This window comes from Streptococcus sp. CF8_St5-11, assembly GCF_024295625.1.
In the GTDB taxonomy this organism is placed as follows: Bacteria; Bacillota; Bacilli; order Lactobacillales; family Streptococcaceae; genus Streptococcus.
In genome coordinates, this window is sequence record NZ_JANCOJ010000003.1 from 225,021 (window position 1) to 242,472 (window position 17,452).

19 protein-coding genes and 2 tRNA genes are annotated in these 17,452 nt (G+C 41.5%); all 21 read left to right on the forward strand.

What is annotated here, in order from left to right:
* Position 1: 1 nt before the first annotated feature.
* Complete coding sequence (locus NMM13_RS07830) at positions 2-565, forward strand: TIGR01440 family protein (protein WP_254728404.1); 564 nt, start codon at positions 2-4, stop codon at positions 563-565.
* Positions 566-693: 128 nt separating this feature from the next.
* Complete coding sequence (gene tig, locus NMM13_RS07835; protein WP_021154454.1) at positions 694-1,977, forward strand: trigger factor; 1,284 nt, start codon at positions 694-696, stop codon at positions 1,975-1,977.
* A gap of 371 nt (positions 1,978-2,348) precedes the next feature.
* The gene (gene rpoE, locus NMM13_RS07840) at positions 2,349-2,933 is read left to right on the forward strand and encodes a DNA-directed RNA polymerase subunit delta (protein WP_003010182.1); all 585 of its coding nucleotides are present in this window, start codon (positions 2,349-2,351) and stop codon (positions 2,931-2,933) included.
* Positions 2,934-3,042: 109 nt separating this feature from the next.
* On the forward strand, positions 3,043-3,738 hold the full coding sequence (locus NMM13_RS07845) for a B3/4 domain-containing protein (RefSeq protein ID WP_254728405.1): 696 nt from the start codon (positions 3,043-3,045) through the stop codon (positions 3,736-3,738).
* Positions 3,739-3,911: 173 nt separating this feature from the next.
* Positions 3,912-5,525: a CTP synthase gene (locus NMM13_RS07850; protein ID WP_254728406.1), complete on the forward strand. Its 1,614-nt coding sequence runs from the start codon at positions 3,912-3,914 to the stop codon at positions 5,523-5,525.
* 124 nt (positions 5,526-5,649) lie between these two features.
* A tRNA-Leu gene (locus NMM13_RS07855) sits at positions 5,650-5,735 on the forward strand.
* 80 nt (positions 5,736-5,815) lie between these two features.
* On the forward strand, positions 5,816-6,265 hold the full coding sequence (locus tag NMM13_RS07860; RefSeq protein ID WP_254728407.1) for a hypothetical protein: 450 nt from the start codon (positions 5,816-5,818) through the stop codon (positions 6,263-6,265).
* A 344-nt stretch (positions 6,266-6,609) separates the two neighbouring features.
* Positions 6,610-7,491 (forward strand): class II fructose-bisphosphate aldolase, encoded by an 882-nt coding sequence (locus NMM13_RS07865; protein WP_003004573.1) that lies wholly within the window; start codon positions 6,610-6,612, stop codon positions 7,489-7,491.
* An 83-nt stretch (positions 7,492-7,574) separates the two neighbouring features.
* Positions 7,575-8,513, forward strand: a complete 939-nt coding sequence (locus NMM13_RS07870; RefSeq protein ID WP_254728419.1) for an alpha/beta fold hydrolase — start codon at positions 7,575-7,577, stop codon at positions 8,511-8,513.
* A gap of 359 nt (positions 8,514-8,872) precedes the next feature.
* The gene (locus NMM13_RS07875; protein WP_013904684.1) at positions 8,873-9,865 is read left to right on the forward strand and encodes an ATP-binding cassette domain-containing protein; all 993 of its coding nucleotides are present in this window, start codon (positions 8,873-8,875) and stop codon (positions 9,863-9,865) included.
* A 1-nt stretch (position 9,866) separates the two neighbouring features.
* On the forward strand, positions 9,867-10,685 hold the full coding sequence (locus NMM13_RS07880) for an ABC-2 family transporter protein (protein ID WP_023919334.1): 819 nt from the start codon (positions 9,867-9,869) through the stop codon (positions 10,683-10,685).
* 1 nt (position 10,686) lies between these two features.
* Positions 10,687-11,472 carry an ABC transporter permease gene (locus NMM13_RS07885; protein WP_003017328.1) on the forward strand — a complete coding sequence of 262 codons (786 nt, stop codon included), beginning with the start codon at positions 10,687-10,689 and terminating at the stop codon, positions 11,470-11,472.
* 38 nt (positions 11,473-11,510) lie between these two features.
* Positions 11,511-11,972, forward strand: a complete 462-nt coding sequence (locus NMM13_RS07890; protein ID WP_049513999.1) for a GNAT family N-acetyltransferase — start codon at positions 11,511-11,513, stop codon at positions 11,970-11,972.
* Between the two features lie 46 nt (positions 11,973-12,018).
* Positions 12,019-12,091: transfer RNA gene (locus NMM13_RS07895), tRNA-Thr, on the forward strand.
* Between the two features lie 199 nt (positions 12,092-12,290).
* Positions 12,291-12,602, forward strand: coding sequence for a hypothetical protein (locus NMM13_RS07900; protein ID WP_254728420.1), 312 nt, complete (start codon positions 12,291-12,293; stop codon positions 12,600-12,602).
* A 296-nt stretch (positions 12,603-12,898) separates the two neighbouring features.
* Positions 12,899-13,345: a LytTR family DNA-binding domain-containing protein gene (locus tag NMM13_RS07905; protein ID WP_003004160.1), complete on the forward strand. Its 447-nt coding sequence runs from the start codon at positions 12,899-12,901 to the stop codon at positions 13,343-13,345.
* A 4-nt stretch (positions 13,346-13,349) separates the two neighbouring features.
* Positions 13,350-14,045, forward strand: coding sequence for a hypothetical protein (locus NMM13_RS07910; RefSeq protein WP_254728408.1), 696 nt, complete (start codon positions 13,350-13,352; stop codon positions 14,043-14,045).
* 119 nt (positions 14,046-14,164) lie between these two features.
* Entirely contained in the window at positions 14,165-14,353 is a 189-nt protein-coding gene (gene rpmB, locus NMM13_RS07915) for a 50S ribosomal protein L28 (RefSeq protein WP_001140948.1), read from the forward strand.
* Between the two features lie 142 nt (positions 14,354-14,495).
* A complete protein-coding gene (locus tag NMM13_RS07920; protein ID WP_003004393.1) occupies positions 14,496-14,861 on the forward strand; it encodes an Asp23/Gls24 family envelope stress response protein in 366 nt (121 codons plus the stop codon).
* 2 nt (positions 14,862-14,863) lie between these two features.
* A complete protein-coding gene (locus tag NMM13_RS07925; protein ID WP_254728409.1) occupies positions 14,864-16,528 on the forward strand; it encodes a DAK2 domain-containing protein in 1,665 nt (554 codons plus the stop codon).
* Positions 16,529-16,811: 283 nt separating this feature from the next.
* Positions 16,812-17,366: an SP0191 family lipoprotein gene (locus NMM13_RS07930; RefSeq protein ID WP_201037694.1), complete on the forward strand. Its 555-nt coding sequence runs from the start codon at positions 16,812-16,814 to the stop codon at positions 17,364-17,366.
* Positions 17,367-17,452: the final 86 nt, after the last annotated feature.

Here is a 17,452-nt window from a genome sequence, read left to right on the forward strand (position 1 = left end):
CATGGATCTGGAGCAACTGAAGAAGGATACAAAAGAAATCCTGGTAGATGTCTTGGAAAAAAGCCGTCTCCGCCAAGGACAGATTTTAGTGCTCGGGATGTCTTCAAGTGAAGTTGCAGGAGGGCCAATTGGAAAAGCCTCCAACATCGACATTGCAGAAGCTATTGTCCAGACCTTACTAGATGAGTTGAATCCAAGAGGCATTTATCTGGCGGTACAAGGATGTGAGCACCTCAATCGCGCCTTGGTGGTCGAGCGGGAATTGGCAGACAAGAAGGAGTTAGAAATCGTCAATGTCCTTCCTAGTCTCCATGCAGGAGGTGCTGGACAACTCGCTGCTTTCAAGTACTTTAAAGATCCGGTCGAAGTGGAATTTATCACAGCCCAAGCGGGTTTAGACATCGGAGATACCTCAGTGGGGATGCACGTCAAACACGTGCAAGTTCCGATTCGCCCTGTCTTACGTGAACTAGGGGAAGCCCATGTCACAGCCCTCGCTAGTCGGCCAAAATTGATCGGTGGTGCCCGTGCTCTCTACCTAGATGATCCCATCCGAAAATCATAAATAGAACTAGCTTTTAGGGGCTAGTTTTTTTGGATGAAAAGAGAGGCAAAAACGTTTTAAAACTTGCAATTTCAAAGTTTTGTGGTAAAATTATAAGGAATGACTATATTATTTTAAGGAGAGACAGAATGTCTGTATCATTTGAAAACAAAGAAACTAACCACGGTGTATTGACTTTCACCATCAGCCAAGAGCAAATCAAACCTGCTTTGGACCGTGTGTTTGAATCTGTTAAGAAAACCTTGAACGTACCTGGATTCCGTAAAGGTCATATTCCACGTCCAATCTTCAACCAACGTTTTGGTGAAGAAGCTCTTTACCAAGATGCTTTGAACGATCTTCTTCCAGCAGCATACGAAGCAGCTGTTAAAGAAGCTGGAATCGAAGTTGTAGCACAACCTACTTTTGATGTTGTATCTATGGAAAAAGGTCAAGACTGGACATTGACAGCAGCTGTTGTCACAAAACCTGAAGTAAAATTGGGTGCTTACAAAGACCTTGAAGTATCAGTAGAAGTTTCTAAAGAAGTAACAGATGCTGATGTGGATGCTCGTATCGAACGCGAACGCAACAACTTGGCTGAATTGGTTGTTAAAGAAGGTGCTGCAGCAGAAGGCGACACAGTTGTAATCGACTTCGTTGGATCTATCGACGGTGTTGAATTCGACGGTGGTAAAGGTGACAACTTCTCACTTGGACTTGGTTCAGGTCAATTCATCCCAGGTTTCGAAGACCAATTGGTTGGACACTCTGCTGGTGAAACAGTTGACGTGATCGTAACATTCCCAGAAGACTACCAAGCAGCTGACCTTGCAGGTAAAGAAGCGAAATTCGTGACAACTATCCACGAAGTGAAAGCAAAAGAAGTACCAGCTCTTGACGATGAATTGGCAAAAGACATCGATGAAGAAGTTGAAACTCTTGCTGAATTGAAAGAAAAATACCGCAAAGAATTGGCAGAAGCAAAAGAAGAAGCATACAACGATGCAGTAGAAGCAGCAGCGATCGATCTTGCAGTTGAAAATGCTGAAATCGTTGAACTTCCAGAAGAAATGATCCACGAAGAAGTACACCGTTCAATCAACGAATTCCTTGGAAACATGCAACGTCAAGGAATCTCACCTGAAATGTATTTCCAAATTACTGGAACAACTCAAGATGATCTTCACAAACAATATGAAGCAGAAGCTGAAAGCCGCACTAAGACAAACCTCGTGGTTGAAGCAGTAGCCAAAGCAGAAGGTTTCGAAGCAACTGAAGAAGAAATTAACGCTGAAATCGAACAATTGGCAGCAGATTACAACATGCCAGTTGAACAAGTTCGCAACCTTCTTTCACCAGAAATGTTGAAACATGACATCACAGTGAAGAAAGCCGTGAACGTGATCACAAGCACAGCAAAAGTAAAATAATTGAGATTAAAAAGGCTGGACAACAACTGTTCAGCCTTTGATGTTGGATAGAAATAACTGTATGACGCAGTGGTTGATTGGCATCTTTGTTCGCCTTTAAGCTCCAAAGATGACCTAATCAACTGTGCGGGGGTGGGAAAACGAACTCTTTTTAACTAGTCGGAGTTCTTTCCCACTCCCTTTTCTGATTTCATGGAGAATCCTGGAATTTTCCTTTGACGAAAGGGGAAATTTATCGTACAATAGAGTGTAACGATAAAATGCGTGATAGATTTAGTGACGAGAAGTTTTCAATCTATCATCGAGGATAGGATGAGGTTTAAGACCGGATCCTTCTCCATTTAGGAAATGAAACATAAGGAGATTTACCCTTGGAATTAGAAGTATTTGCTGGACAAGAAAAAAGTGAACTTTCTATGATTGAAGTGGCGCGTGCGATTTTGGAATTACGCGGACGTGACCATGAAATGTACTTTAGTGATCTTGTAAATGAAATTCAAAATTACCTTGAAAAATCAAACAGCGAGATCCGTGAAGCTCTTCCATTGTTCTACACAGAATTGAATGTCGATGGAAGCTTTATCCCACTTGGAGATAACAAATGGGGTCTTCGTTCATGGTATGCCATCGATGAAGTTGACGAGGAAATCATCGCTCTTGAAGAAACAGACGAAGATGAAACTCCTAAGAAACGGAAGAAAAAACGTGTCAATGCCTTCATGGATGGAGACGAAGATGCGATCGATTACAACGATGACGATCCAGAAGACGAAGAAGTTTACGAAGCAGATCCAGCTCTTTCATATGATGAAGAAAATCCAGATGATGAAAAGAGTGAAGTCGAAGCTTACGATGCTGAAATCAATGAAATCGTACCAGATGATTTGGGTGAAGAAGTTGAATTGAGCGAAGAAGACGACGAAGAAGAGGATTCTGAAGACGAGGAAGAAGAATAAATCATATGAAACAGGGAAATTGTTCCTTGTTTCTTTTTGTTTGCATTGAAAAAAGTGGCGAAATGGAGTATGATAAACGTGTAAGGATTCCCAAATAGGAGGTATTCAGATGGACTTTCATTTAGATCAAAGTTTAGTAGCTCTTGGTATTGATACGGTTGTGGTCGGAATTGCTAGAAATGTGGATCCCCAAGCAGTCCTGCCCCCTTCTTTTCTTGAAAAGAATCAAGCAGTTGAACAATGGGCGCTCCAGTGTCAGACAGAAGAAGTAGCGGCATCCCCTGTCATCAAAGGCTACACAGACCTCTTGCAAAAAGTAGGGCGTAGCATCAAGAAAAATCCCCCAACAGTCCTAGCTCTTATCCGAAACATCCAGCATCGAGGTGCTCTTCCTCAGATCAATAGCATCATCGATATCTATAATGTCGAATCTCTGAAGTCTTATCTCGCTATTGGAGGACACGATCTGGATAAGATTGAAGGTCCGATTGAATTTACAGTGAGTCAAAGAGAAGATCTCTTCTTCCCCATCCTTTCTAGCGAAAAGCATGTAGCACCGACAGATCCCGTCTATAGAGATCAAAAAGGAGTTCTGGCTTGGTTGGATGTACGCGATAGTGACCATTACAAATTTGAGGAGACTACGCAAAACGCCCTCTTTGTCATTCAAGGAAATACTGAGACATCAGTCGAGATGCGTTTAGAAGCATTGGAGCGAATCTATAAGGACCTTGCACTTTGCATGCCCCAGCTTCAATTTGAAAAATTTCTCGTCACACAAAATGGAGTGGAAAAAGTCTCGTAAACAGCGAAAATCATTTTCATGAAATTTTCAATTTGACAAAGTAGACCATTTGCGGTAAGATATTGTTCGGGCACCTCATTTTGAGGTCGGAGCTCCCTAGCGATTAGGGGGCTATTTTTGTTTTTTCTGCAAAGAGGAATGGCCTCTACAACATTAGAAGAAGAGGAAAGCACATGTCAACAAAATATATTTTTGTAACGGGTGGTGTTGTATCATCCATCGGGAAAGGGATTGTCGCAGCAAGTCTTGGTCGCTTGCTTAAAAATCGTGGATTGAAAGTGACGATCCAAAAATTTGACCCTTATATCAATATCGACCCAGGGACGATGAGTCCTTACCAACACGGGGAAGTATTTGTCACAGACGATGGTGCAGAGACAGACTTGGACCTTGGTCACTATGAACGCTTTATTGATATCAATCTGAATAAGTACTCAAATGTGACGACAGGGAAAATTTATAGCGAGGTCCTTCGTAAGGAACGTCGTGGAGAATACTTGGGAGCAACTGTACAGGTCATTCCTCATATCACAGATGCCTTGAAAGAGAAAATCAAACGGGCAGCGACGACGACGGATTCAGATGTCATCATCACAGAAGTCGGGGGAACAGTTGGAGACATTGAGTCCCTTCCATTCCTTGAAGCTCTTCGTCAAATGAAGGCAGATGTCGGTGCTGAAAATGTTATGTACATCCACACCACCCTTCTTCCTTACTTGAAGGCTGCAGGAGAAATGAAAACCAAGCCGACCCAACACTCTGTGAAAGAATTGCGTGGTCTTGGGATTCAACCAAATATGTTGGTCATCCGTACAGAAAAACCAGCTGGTCAAGGAATTAAGAACAAGTTGGCTCAATTCTGTGATGTCGCACCAGAAGCTGTCATTGAATCACTTGATGTGGAACATTTGTACCAAATCCCATTGAACTTGCAAGCACAAAATATGGACCAAATCGTTTGTGACCATTTGAAATTGAATGTTCCTGCAGCAGATATGACAGAATGGTCTGCGATGGTCGATAAGGTCATGAACCTCAAGAAGCAGGTCAAGATTTCCTTAGTTGGAAAATACGTGGAATTGCAAGATGCCTATATTTCTGTCGTTGAAGCCTTGAAGCACTCAGGTTATGCGAATGATGCTGAAGTCAAGATTAATTGGGTCAATGCCAATGATGTGACATCCGAAAATGTGGCAGAACTCCTTGGAGATGCTGATGGGATCATCGTCCCAGGTGGTTTTGGTCAACGGGGAACAGAAGGAAAAATTCAAGCCATCAAGTATGCGCGTGAACAGGACGTCCCAATGTTGGGTGTCTGCTTGGGGATGCAGTTAACCTGTATCGAATTTGCCCGTCACGTTTTAGGCTTGGAAGGGGCTAATTCATCCGAATTGGATCCAGAAACCAAATATCCGATTATCGATATCATGCGAGACCAGATCGATGTGGAAGATATGGGAGGAACGCTCCGTCTCGGTCTTTACCCTTCTAAACTCAAACGAGGATCAAAAGCAGCTGCAGCCTATGACAATCAAGAAGTGGTACAACGTCGCCACCGTCACCGTTATGAGTTTAACAATGCTTTCCGTGAACAGTTCGAAGAAGCAGGTTTTGTCTTCTCAGGCGTTTCACCAGACAACCGTTTGGTCGAAATCGTTGAAATCCCAGAAAACAAATTCTTTGTCGCTTGCCAATACCACCCAGAATTGTCAAGCCGTCCAAACCGCCCAGAAGGACTTTACACAGCCTTTATCACAGCAGCAGTTGAAAACCACGATAGCAAATAAAAATCAAGGGATCAGGTCGAGAAACCTGATCCCTTTTTGTGAAAAAATGACAAACCCTGAAAAAAGTTTGAAAAAAATCTTGACAAAAAAGTTGTTGATTGATATACTAGTAAAGTACTCAATCGCGGGGATGGCGGAATTGGCAGACGCGCAGGACTAAGGATCCTGTGACCGCTTTAGGTCGTGAGGGTTCAAGTCCCTCTCTCCGCATCGGATCAAGATAGCTTTGGCTATCTTTTTTTGTTTTTAAATTTCTTTGTGGTAGAATAGGTGTGAGATGAGGTGAGAACATGAAAAAGTATCTTGTTTTGGTCGATGGCCTCTTTGCACTATTGGGAAGTGCCATTAATTTTTTCGGTCCTATCCTGATTTTAGCTATGGCGATAGGCGCATACAAGGATACTTTTAGATATTTTATCGCCTTAAACATATGGAATGTTTTCATTTTTCTAGCAGCGATTGCTTCTAAGTATTTTCTCAGAAAAGAGAAAAGGATTAAAAAGTGGATTCCCAATCTTTTCTTGATAGCGGGCAGTATTCTCTTTCTTGCGTCAATCCTTGCTATGTGTGAGAATATTCCCTTTCTTGAGGGAGTGCTAAACGGGCTTTTTGGAAAAATGTTCACCGACAGTCAATTATTTGCTGCTTATTTCTATTCTCAATGGGTTGTAGCAGTACTCCTTGTGATTTGCGGGATCGCCTTTCTCCTTTCGCTAAAAAAAAATAAAGAAGAGAATTGAGGCTGAGACAAAAGTCCTAGCCTCTCAATTGTTTTTGGATTGTCGAGCAAGACGCAGTAGTTGAGTGGGCTCTACTACGCTGATTTCATCAGCTTTTACAGCCCGACTCAACTGTGCGGAGGTGGGACGACGAAATCGAATTCTAACGAATTACCGATTTCTGTCCCACTCTCTTTTCCTTATTTGCTAGGATGAAAGCCTTAGGAGATAGGAGATTCCGCCCTAATTATCATAAGAAAGTGCTTAAAGACACAGGAAAAGCTAGCAATTTCATCTAAAAAGTGATAAAATAAACAATGTAAGTGGGATCAATCCCACAAAAATTTATAGGAGGCCTATGACAAATGGCAATCGTTTCAGCAGAAAAATTTGTCCAAGCAGCTCGTGACAACGGTTATGCAGTTGGTGGATTTAACACAAACAACCTTGAGTGGACTCAAGCTATCTTGCGTGCAGCAGAAGCTAAGAAAGCTCCAGTACTTATCCAAACTTCTATGGGTGCTGCTAAATACATGGGTGGTTACAAAGTATGTAAAGCCCTTATTGAAAACCTTGTAGAATCAATGGGTATCACTGTACCAGTTGCTATTCACCTTGACCATGGTCACTACGACGATGCTCTTGAATGTATCGAAGCTGGTTACACTTCAATCATGTTTGACGGTTCACACCTTCCAGTTGAAGAAAACCTTAAATTGGCGAAAGATGTCGTTGAAAAAGCTCATGCTAAAGGTATCTCAGTAGAAGCTGAAGTTGGTACTATCGGTGGTGAAGAAGACGGTATCATCGGTGACGGTGAATTGGCACCAATCGAAGATGCTAAAGCAATGGTTGCTACAGGAATCGACTTCTTGGCTGCAGGTATCGGTAACATCCACGGTCCTTACCCAGCAAACTGGAAAGGTCTTCACCTTGACCACTTGCAAAAATTGACTGAAGCTGTTCCAGGATTCCCAATCGTATTGCACGGTGGATCAGGTATCCCTGACGATCAAATCCAAGCAGCGATCAAACTTGGTGTTGCAAAAGTTAACGTTAACACTGAATGCCAAATCGCATTTGCAAATGCTACTCGTCAATTCGTACGTGAATACGATGCAAACGAAGCAGAATACGACAAGAAGAAACTCTTCGACCCACGTAAATTCTTGAAACCAGGTTTCGAAGCAATTACAGCAGCTGTTGAAGAACGTATCGACGTATTCGGTTCAGAAGGCAAAGCTTAATAAAAACAGGAAAACAAGGTCCCATGTGGATCTTGTTTTTTTGTTTGGGAAAAGTTGCTTCCGGGATTTAATTTTTGTACAATATGCCTATGAAAAAATTTAAAAAGTTTAGCTGGATCATTTTTGTTGTTCTTATCCTTTTTCTAGGAGGTACATTTGGTTTTCACCAACTTAGTTTGCAAAAAGAAAGTAAGCTTCTCATGCCTATAGGTAAGAAGGTTGTAGTCAATGGACATCAAATGAATGTATACATTAAAGGTGAAGGATCTGAAACGATCGTATTTCTTTCAGGTGCAGGTATTGCTTCACCTATATTAGACTTTAAGAATCTAACAGATTCCCTATCCAAAAAATACAAAGTAGTCGTTGTAGAGCGGGCAGGATATGGTTTTAGTGAAGATAGTGATCAATCAAGAGATGTGATGACGGTTTTTTCTGAGACCCGTCAAGCTTTGTCTCAAGCCGAAGTTTCGGGGCCTTATGTGATTGTTTCTCATTCAATGGCTAGTCTTGAAAGTCTGGCTTGGCAAGAGAAATATCCGAATGAAGTGAGGGCTTTGATCGGTCTTGATTGGGCCTTGCCGGCGAGTTATAAGGATTTAAAGGAACATCCAACTCTCATGACCTTAGCCTATTGGACGAGTAAGATTGGCTTATTACGCTATTTCCCTGAGTCCTTTTATATAAAAAATCCAACTCTGACTGAAACTGAACGACAACAATATAAATTACTAGCATATAAGCAGTTGATGTCACAAGCCATGCTTCATGAATCCCGTTTGGCAAAGGAAAATGCCAAGAAAGTTCCATCTAGCATTAATCCGAAAATTCCAGCCTTACTCCTGGTTTCTAACGGTGAAGGCACGACCTTTAGCCAATCAGAGTGGCAACGTTATGCAGAGAGATTTGCAAGCGACCAGTCTAATGTTCAAGTCGTCTATATGGATGCGCCTCACGACCTCTATCATTATCAAAGCAATGCTATTGTTTCTCGCATTAAAGAATTTTTGGAGAATAATTGAGGGCTTAAAAATCCATTGAGACTGATGGTAATAATTAAATGCTGAAGGATTAACAGTAGAATCGTTAATTTTCTCGATTAAAAAAATTCTTTTTCTTAACAATAAACCTGCCCGTGAGGGTGGTTTTTTTGGTGTCTTAAGGAAACTATTTAACAGAATTTTTGATTAAAAGTTTCATTTTAAGAGAGAAATCTCTAATTTCATAATCAATAAGCAAACGCTTGCATTCCTATTTTTATTAGATTATAATAGGTTGGTATAAAGCCTTCTGTAATAATATTGAGAAAGTGTAGAAAGTAAGGATTTAGAATATTTGTAGTCAAAAATACAATGTTGCTTCTTACGATAGGGAGATAGATATGGCAATGATAGAAGTGCAACATCTTCGGAAAAATTTTGTGAAGACAGTTAAGGAGCCGGGGTTAAAGGGAGCCTTACGCTCCTTTATTCATCCTGAAAAGCAGACCTTTGAAGCGGTCAAGGATTTAACTTTTGAAGTTCCAAAAGGGCAGATTTTAGGATTTATCGGGGCAAATGGTGCTGGGAAGTCAACCACCATCAAAATGCTGACAGGAATTTTGAAGCCCACATCTGGCTTTTGTCGGATTAACGGCAAGATTCCCCAGGATAATCGCCAAGATTATGTCAAGGATATTGGAGTCGTTTTCGGACAACGCACCCAGCTATGGTGGGATTTGGCTCTGCAAGAGACCTACACGGTTTTGAAAGAGATCTATGATGTACCGGACTCGCTTTTCCATAAGCGCATGGATTTTTTGAATGAAGTTTTGGATTTGAAGGAATTTATAAAGGATCCTGTGCGGACTCTTTCACTAGGTCAACGGATGCGGGCGGATATTGCGGCTTCCTTGCTTCACAATCCTAAAGTTCTCTTTTTAGATGAGCCGACTATTGGTTTGGATGTGTCGGTCAAGGACAACATTCGTCGGGCCATTACTCAGATTAATCAGGAGGAGGAGACAACTATTCTCTTGACTACTCATGATTTGAGTGATATTGAGCAACTCTGTGATCGGATTTTTATGATTGATAAGGGGCAAGAGATTTTTGATGGAACGGTTAGCCAGCTCAAGGAGACCTTTGGAAAGATGAAGACTCTCTCCTTTGACCTGACGCCAGGTCAAAATCATCTAGTCTCTCATTATGAGGGCTTGCCTGATATGTCCATTGATAGACAAGGAAATACTCTCAATATTGAATTCGATAGTTCCCGCTACCAGTCGGCCGATATTATCAAGCAAACCTTATCTGATTTTGAGGTCCGTGATTTGAAGATGGTAGATACGGATATTGAAGATATTATCCGTCGCTTCTATCGAAAGGAGCTCTAAGATGGTCAAATTGTGGAGACGTTATAAACCCTTTATCAATGCAGGGATTCAGGAGTTGATTAGCTATCGAGTCAACTTTATTCTTTATCGGATTGGCGATGTCATGGGTGCTTTTGTGGCTTTTTATCTATGGAAGGCTGTCTTTGATTCCTCCCAGGAGCCTTTGATTCAGGGCTTCAGTATGGCGGATATCACCCTCTACATCATCATGAGTTTTGTGACTAATCTTCTGACTAGGTCGGATTCTTCCTTTATGATTGGTGATGAGGTCAAGGATGGTTCCATTATCATGCGCTTGTTGCGACCAGTGCATTTTGCGGCTTCTTACCTCTTTACGGAGCTTGGTTCCAGGTGGTTGATTTTTATCTCTGTTGGACTGCCATTTTTAAGTGTCATTGTTTTGATGAAAATCTTGTCTGGGCAAGGAATTGTAGAAGTGTTGGGACTAACTACCCTTTATCTTTTTAGCTTAACGCTGGCCTATCTGATTAACTTTTTCTTTAATATCTGCTTTGGATTTTCAGCCTTTGTATTTAAAAATCTTTGGGGTTCCAACCTACTTAAGACTTCCATAGTGGCCTTTATGTCTGGGAGTTTGATTCCCTTGGCTTTCTTTCCAAAGGTCATTTCAGATATTCTGTCCTTCTTACCTTTCTCATCCTTAATTTACACTCCGGTCATGATTATTGTTGGGAAATACGATGCTAGTCAGATTCTTCAAGCACTTTTGCTTCAGCTTTTCTGGCTTATAGTGATGGTGGGCTTGTCTCAGTTGATTTGGAAACGAGTCCAGTCATTTATCACCATTCAGGGAGGTTAGTATGAAAAAATATCAACGCATGCATCTGATTTTTATCAGACAGTACATCAAGCAAATCATGGAATACAAGGTAGATTTTGTGGTTGGTGTGTTGGGAGTCTTTCTGACTCAAGGCCTGAACCTCTTGTTTCTCAATGTCATCTTTCAACACATTCCCTCCCTAGAAGGTTGGACTTTTCAAGAAATTGCCTTTATCTATGGATTTTCCTTAATTCCAAAGGGACTAGATCATCTCTTTTTTGACAATCTCTGGGCTTTAGGTCAACGACTAGTTCGAAAAGGGGAGTTTGACAAGTATCTGACTCGTCCTATCAATCCTCTCTTTCACATCCTCGTTGAGACCTTTCAGATTGATGCCTTAGGTGAACTTTTGGTCGGTGGAATTTTACTAGCGACAACGGCGACTAGCATTGCTTGGACTCTTCCAAAATTCCTGATTTTTCTAGTTTGTATTCCTTTTGCGACCTTGATTTATACTTCCTTGAAAATTGCTACAGCCAGCATCGCTTTTTGGACCAAGCAGTCAGGTGCCATGATTTACATTTTCTATATGTTTAATGATTTTGCCAAGTATCCTATTTCTATTTACAATTCGCTCCTTCGTTGGTTAATTAGCTTTATTGTACCTTTCGCCTTTACGGCCTACTATCCTGCCAGCTATTTCTTGCAGGACAAGGATGGACTCTTTAATATTGGTGGTTTGATTCTGATTTCCCTTGTTTTCTTTGTTATTTCCCTCAAACTTTGGGACAGGGGATTGGATGCCTACGAAAGTGCTGGTTCGTAAGAGGTAAAGTAAGACTAAAATCAAGAAAGGAACTTATGATGTTTGTAATTAAAGAAGTCAAGGGTGAAGATCAAAAAATGGCAGTTGTCGCTGAGATTTTAAGGGATTTGCCAGAATGGTTTGGAATACCAGAAAGCACGCAAGCCTACATTGAAGGAGCTAAGGATTTACGAGTTTGGGCTGCTTATCAAGAAAGTGATGTAGTAGGGTTTATAAGTTTATCATATTCGAGTGAAGATTGTGCTGAAATTGACTGTCTAGGCGTGAAAAAATCATTCCAAGGTCAAGGAATTGGAAGGGAATTAGTTACGACTATAGAAAGAGAAGCAGTCAAACAAGTGGCCTACCTACAGGTCAAAACAGTCGCAGAAGGTTCAAATAAAGATTATGACCGAACAAATGTCTTTTATCGCAGTCTTGGTTTTAAAAAATTAGAGATTTTTCCGCAACTATGGGATCCACAGAATCCATGTCAGATTCTGATTAAAAAGATCAACTAAAAGTGCTTGACATCCGCTATCAGAGTGCTATACTAAGAAGGTAATCGCCGATTTAGCTCAGTTGGTAGAGCAACGCACTCGTAACGCGTAGGTCACAGGTTCGATCCCTGCAATCGGCATAGAAAAAACTGCTTTGAAGGAGCGAGACGATGAATAATGGTGATCACATATTCGTTCTGTCTCGTTTCTTTTTTTGACCGCATAGGCGCCATTTTTGACCGCTTAGTCAAAAGTCCTTGTCTCCATAGGGGCTCTCTGCTATCATAGAATCATCAAAGGAAGCAATACTTCCAATTAATGAAAAAGAGGTATACTATGATGAAAAAATTACTTGGACTTGGTTTTATTCTGGCAGCTCTTGCGGTTGTTATAATGGGAATGGTTGGCTTTCCAAAGCTTGATGTGAATATCTGGCCTTTATTCCCCGTTCTCTTATTTGCTTTCTTTACTCTTGAAAATCTGATGAAACAGGACTACAAGGCAAGTGTCATCTGTGCTTTAATTGCTCTGATGATTGCAAACGCGATCTACGATCTCTTGCCGGTTTCAAATGGCTTAGTGATCACAGCGGGTGTGCTCGCTTGCCTGGGTCTTAGTTTTCTTTTACCGGATAAGGAAAGTAACAAATAAAGAAAGAGAGTGGGACAGAAATCGGTCATTCGTTAGAATTCGATTTCGTCGTCCCACCTCCGCACAGTTGAGTAGGACTATAAAAGCTGATGAAATCAGCGTAGTAGAGCCCACTCAACCACTGCGTCTTGCTCGACAATCCAAAGACAATTGAGAGGCTAGGACTTTTGTCCCAGCCTCTTTACTTCTCAAAAGCTACCTCTTGATGGGGAAAAGGTGCCACTTACTGAAAAGCCCTTGTTTTGTTTTCAACAGCTGTTATAATGGTACTATCAAAACGTTGGGAAAGGAGTTTTATGAAAGTTAGAATCGAATTGGATCCATCAATGGACGAGCCTGAGATCTTGATTCGAGCCCCGCGCTTGACCCCGGAGTTGACCCAGCTGCAAGAGAGAATCCTAGAACAAAAAGTCGCTCCATTAGCCTTCTACAAGGATCGAAGTGAGTATTTTCTGGATGTGGCATCAATCCTCTTTTTTGAGACGGATGGGGAGAAGATTTTTGGACACACCAAGGACGAGGCCTATGAAGTCAAGCAGAAGCTCTATGAGTTGGAGGAGTTGCTTCCCATCGCCTTTTGTCGAATTTCCAAATCCACCATTGTCAACGCAAAGCAGATCTACTCTCTGGAAAAGTCTTTTTCAGGGACCAGCACGGTCAATTTCTACCAGACCCATAAGCAGGTCCACGTATCCAGACGCTACTATCAACTCTTAAAAGAACGACTAAATGAAATGAGGTAATATTATGAGAAAAAAATTAATCGGAGTATTCTTAATCCTATTAGCAGCCTTACTCCTCTTACAAGGCTATTTTGTAAAATGGGACATCAGCATCTGGACCTTAGCTTGGGTCACCTTGCTTGCAGTCCTGTCCCTCTCTAGTTTCTTGAAACGCCATTTTGGTTGGGGCTTCATCTATGGACTTTTAGCCCTCTTTTGTCTCAATGGGCAATACCATTTCCTTCCGGTGTCCAATTCGGTTGTCATCCTTTCTTCAATTCTCGCTGTGATTGGACTTAACATCTTGTTCAAACCCTCTAAGAAAATAAAAATTCCCCATGGTTCCTATTCTGCTGGTTCGATGAGTAAGTCTGATGGCAATGACATCGATGTCACTTTTTCCACAGTGACAAAATATCTCAATGACCAACACTTTACCCACGGAAGTGCAGATGTAAGTATGGGAGAAGCTTCAGTTTATTTTGACAATTGCCGTATCGACGGTCCTTCTGCTCAGTTTGTTGTCGATGTTTCCCTTGGGAGTCTGAGCCTCTATGTACCAAGCGATTGGCGCGTCCATGTTAATGTGGATAATTCTCTCTCAGCGATCCAACATCAGGAAAATCCAAGTGCTCTTACTAGCAAGGATTTCTACATTACAGGCGATGTTTCCTTGGGAAATCTAGAAATTATCTATGTAGGAGCGAATTCGTTTTCTTAAGTCAGAAATTGAAAAACTTTGGCCAAAAGCTTGCCAAGAGAGATTTTTTTTGGTAATATAGTACGGTATGTGGTGCTAGCACATCCGTTATATTAGATCTAATAGGAGGAAACACAGAAATGGCTAAAGTATGTTATTTCACAGGTCGTAAGACTGTATCAGGTAACAACCGTTCACACGCTATGAACCAAACAAAACGTGCCGTAAAACCAAACCTTCAAAAAGTAACTGTCCTTATCGATGGTAAACCTAAAAAAGTTTGGGCTTCAGCTCGTGCATTGAAATCTGGTAAAGTAGAACGCGTTTAATAAAGAAATAAGAACCTCCTTGAGGTTCTTTTCTTTTTCTCTAGAGATAGCTGTCACAGCGGGAGAAGAATAGTCCCTACCCTTTTACAGTTGACCTCTTTTATGGTAAAATAGAATATAAAATACTTTTGAGGTAGAAATTATGACAGTAAAAATCAATACAAAGGACGGTCAAATTGAATTGACTGATGAGGTTATCGCAACTGTTGTAGGCGGTGCTGCTACTGAGATCTTCGGTGTGGTTGGAATGGCCAGCAAAAATGCGATCAAAGATAATTTCCAAGCCCTCCTAGGGAAAGAAAACTTCTCTAAAGGTGTTGTTGTCAAAACAACGGAAGCAGGAACTATCGCAGTTGATGTTTACACTGTTTTGAGCTATGGAACAAAAATTAGCGAAGTCTCAAAAAATATTCAAGAACGTGTGAAATTTAGTTTGGAAAATCAACTTGGAATCACTACGGATACTGTGAATGTCTATATTCAAAATATCAAGATTGTGGGAGAATAATCGTGGCTAATATTACTACAAGTTTATTTCAAGAAATGGTTCAAGCGGGGGCTACGCGCTTAAATAAACAAGCGGAATATGTAAACTCTTTGAACGTCTTTCCTGTACCAGACGGGGACACAGGAACCAATATGGGAATGACCATCGAAAATGGGGCCAAAGAAGTATCGGACCGTTCTGCTTCAACTGTTGGTGAAGCAGCAGGGATCTTCGCTAAAGGACTCTTGATGGGCGCGCGTGGGAACTCAGGAGTCATCACTTCTCAATTGTTCCGTGGATTTTCTCAAAGTGTCAAAGACAAAGAAGAATTGGATGGAGTAGCACTTGCAGCAGCCTTCCAGTCTGGTGTAGAAGTCGCTTATAAAGCCGTTATGAAACCGGTTGAAGGAACCATTTTGACGGTTTCTCGTGGGGCAGCCATCGGGGCCAAGAAAAAAGCAGAATCGACTAATGATGCGGTAGAAGTCATGCGTGCAGCTCTTGAAGGAGCTAAAACAGCTCTTGCTAAGACTCCAGATATGTTGCCGGTCTTGAAAGAAGTTGGTGTGGTAGACTCTGGTGGTCAAGGTTTGGTCTTCATCTATGAAGGATTCTTGTCAGCCTTGACAGGAGAATTCATCGCTTCTGAAGAGTTCCAAGCAACACCTGCAACCATGTCAGAAATGATCAATGCAGAACACCACAAGTCAGTCGCTGGCCATGTCGCAACTGAAGACATCAAGTTTGGTTACTGTACAGAAATCATGGTCGCTTTGAAACAAGGTCCAACTTATGTCAAAGACTTCGATTACGATGAATTCCGTAACTATTTGAACAACCTTGGGGATTCCCTATTGGTGGTGAATGACGATGAGATTGTCAAAGTTCACGTCCATACAGAAGATCCAGGTCTTGTCATGCAAGAAGGTCTTAAATACGGAAGCTTGGTGAAGGTGAAAGTCGACAACATGCGCAACCAACACGAAGCGCAAGTTGAAAAAGAAGAGCGTCAAGCGAAGCCAGTTGAAGAAAAAGAATATGCCATCATCGCAGTAGTTGCTGGTGACGGATTGGCTGATATCTTTAAAGCGCAAGGAGTTGATTACATCATCTCTGGGGGTCAAACCATGAACCCATCAACAGAAGACTTTGTCAAAGCGGTTGAAGAGTTGAATGCGCGCAACATCATTATCTTGCCAAACAACAAAAATATCTTGATGGCGGCTCAATCTGCAGCAGAAGTGATTGATCAACCTGCAGCAGTTGTTGAGACCAAGACTATCCCTCAAGGATTGACTAGTCTTCTTGCCTTTGATGAAAGCAAATCGATCGAAGAAAACTACGAACGCATGAGCGCTTCATTGGGTGATGTTGCGTCTGGTAGTGTAACGACAGCAGTTCGCGATACCACTATTGATGGGCTTGAAATCCATGAAAATGATAATCTTGGAATGGTCGATGGCAAAATCGTTGTTTCAAATCCAGATATGATGGAAACCTTGGAAGAAACATTCGCTCATATGTTGGATGAAGACAGTGAAATTGTGACCATCTATGTCGGTGAAGACGGCAGTGAGGAGTTGGCAAATGAATTGGCCCAAGCCCTTGCTGAGAAGTATGAGGATGTAGAAGTGGAAATCCACCAAGGTGGCCAACCCGTCTACCCATACTTGTTTAGTGTAGAATAATTGAACAGAAGGTTCCTTTCGGAACCTTTTTTTGTATATAGAAAAACGAGGAGATTCCTATGAAATCGGCGTGATTCAGAGGGATTGAGACTGAAGTGAACCGTCCACTGAGGCTTTATTCGTGAGAAAAAGGAGTTTCTGCAAAAAGTCTCAAATTCATCAGTTTTTTATTCAAATGGAAGAGCTTGAAAAGAGGGGGAAATGGTTTGAGCAGTGGAGTTTTTAGACAAGAAAGACGCGATATGTTATACTGGTATCAGTATGTGAAAGGAGAGTTATAAAAATGAAGAAATTTTTTGTAACCCTTGGGCTAGCCATTTTGGTATTGACTGGTTGTTCGCAATCCCAAACAAAGAAAACTACAACCGCTAGCTCATCTAGCAGTTCCACTGTTAAAAAAGAAGTAAAAAATGAAGAAAAAACCACAACCTTAGTAGGAGATATCAATGGAACAAAACACCGGGATATCATCAAGTCTAAGGGAGATAAGGTTGAAAACCTTCGCATCGAAGTGACGGCCGATCTGCCCCAACAACTTGGGACCATCGCAGCAGAAAAGTCACCTGAAGAGCTCACAGCAGCTATTCAAGCTTTGCTGGAGCAAAATGAAGACTATAAGAAACTAAAAACCGTTCCCGGTTTTAGTTTGGAATACACAGTCACACCAGAAAAGAAATTGCTCTCAACCAGTGTGATTGACCTCAACCAAATTGATGCCAAGTCTCTAGAAGAAATTTCTTACTTCAAAGATGCTGGTCTCAATGATTTGAAAAACATGAAGGCGGATGCCTTGGTGAAGGCCTTGAAATTGCATGGGATGAAAGAAGAAGGCCAGTAAGAAGAGAAAAAGTCGAGTGAAGTTACTTGGCTTTTTTTAGTGACATTTGTCATGTGAGCCAGTGACAAAATCATCTAGTGGCCTGT